1 protein-coding gene is annotated in these 1,378 nt (G+C 68.4%); it reads right to left on the bottom strand.

Going from position 1 to position 1,378, the window contains the following annotated elements:
• Positions 1–35: 35 nt before the first annotated feature.
• Complete coding sequence (locus ACPC54_RS42025; protein WP_498973031.1) at positions 36–1,307, bottom strand: IS256 family transposase; 1,272 nt, start codon at positions 1,305–1,307, stop codon at positions 36–38.
• Positions 1,308–1,378 lie beyond the last annotated feature (71 nt).

The raw sequence follows: 1,378 nt of genomic DNA, 5'->3' as shown, positions 1-1,378 counted from the left end.
GGGCGTGTAAGCGATCTCGTGTAAGTGCCTTGTGGTTATCGGATGCTGAGCCGGTCCTCGAAGAAGAGTGAGAACTGGTTCAGCGCCTCCTTCCAGTGTGCGGCGACGTGGTTGATGTCGCGGGCCCTGGGGGTGATCTGCTCGCGGACGGCGAGGTAGAGCACCTTCAACGCGGCCTGCTCAGACGGGAAGTGGCCGCGGTTGCGGGTGGCCTTCCGCAGCCGGGAGTTCATCGACTCCACCATGTTCGTCGAATACACAACCCTCCTTATCGCGGGCGGGAATGCGAGGTAGGGCGTGAACTCGCTCCAGGCCGCCCGCCAGGTGCGGACCACGGCCGGATAGCGTTCGCCCAGTTCAGAGGCGGCCAGCTCGTCCAGGGCCCGCTCCGCGGCCTGCTCGGTCGGCGCGCTGTAGATCGCCCGCAAGGCCGGAACCAGCTTGGAGCGGTCCTTACCGGAGGACAGCCGCAGCGAGGCCCGGATCAAGTGGATCACGCACGTCTGCACCGTCGCGCGGGGCCAGGTGGCGGTCACCGCCTCCGGCAGGCCCTTGAGCCCGTCGCAGCAGACGATGCACACGTCCTCGACGCCCCGGTTCCGCAGTTCGGACAGCACCGCCATCCACGCGCCGGCACCCTCGCCCTCCGCGCCGACCCACAGACCGAGGACGTCCTTGCGGCCGTCCATGTCGACTCCGACCGCCAGGTAGACGGGCTTCGAACTCACCGCTCCGGAGCGGATCTTCACCCACAGCGCGTCGATGTAGATGATCGGCCAGACCGCGTCCAGGGGCCGGTTCTGCCAGGCCGACAGTTCCTCGGCGACGGCGTCGGTGACCTTGCTGATCAGGTCCGCGCTGACCTCGACACCGTAGATCTGCGCGAGGTGGGAGCGGATGTCGCGCACGCTCATACCGCGTGCGTACAGCGACAGGATCCGCTCGTTGAAGCCCGCCAGGCGCCGGGAGTTCTTCGGGACCAGCCGCGGCTCGAACTCGCCGTTTCGGTCCCTGGGCACCGCGACCGTCACCGCCCCCACGTCGGTCAGCACGGTCTTCGACGACGTTCCGTTGCGGCTGTTGCCCGAACCGCGGCCGGCCGGATCGTGCTTCTCATAGCCCAGGTGCTCGGTCATCTCCGCATCCAGAGCCCGTTCCAGCACCGCCCGGGTGACCTGGGTCAGCAGCCCGCCCTCACCCAGCAGAGCCGCCCCTGAGGCGTCCGCGCGGTCCATCAACCGCTCGACGACCTCGTCCACCAACCGCTCATCGACCGGCTCGACGACCGGTCCTTCCTTCTCGCCCATGTCCTGTCCGTTCCGGCCGGCCAGAGCCCTCAGCCGGGCCCCGGCCAGCCTCCCAGATCACGGACTTACAC

The organism is Kitasatospora sp. NPDC094028, assembly GCF_049543595.1.
Taxonomy (GTDB): domain Bacteria; phylum Actinomycetota; class Actinomycetes; order Streptomycetales; family Streptomycetaceae; genus Kitasatospora.
This window is presented reverse-complemented; position numbering and strand designations above follow the sequence as displayed.

Bases quoted from the DNA above. Each gene is read 5' to 3' on its own strand.
- ACPC54_RS42025 (WP_498973031.1), bottom strand. From the start codon at position 1,307: ATGGGCGAGAAGGAAGGACCGGTCGTCGAGCCGGTCGATGAGCGGTTG.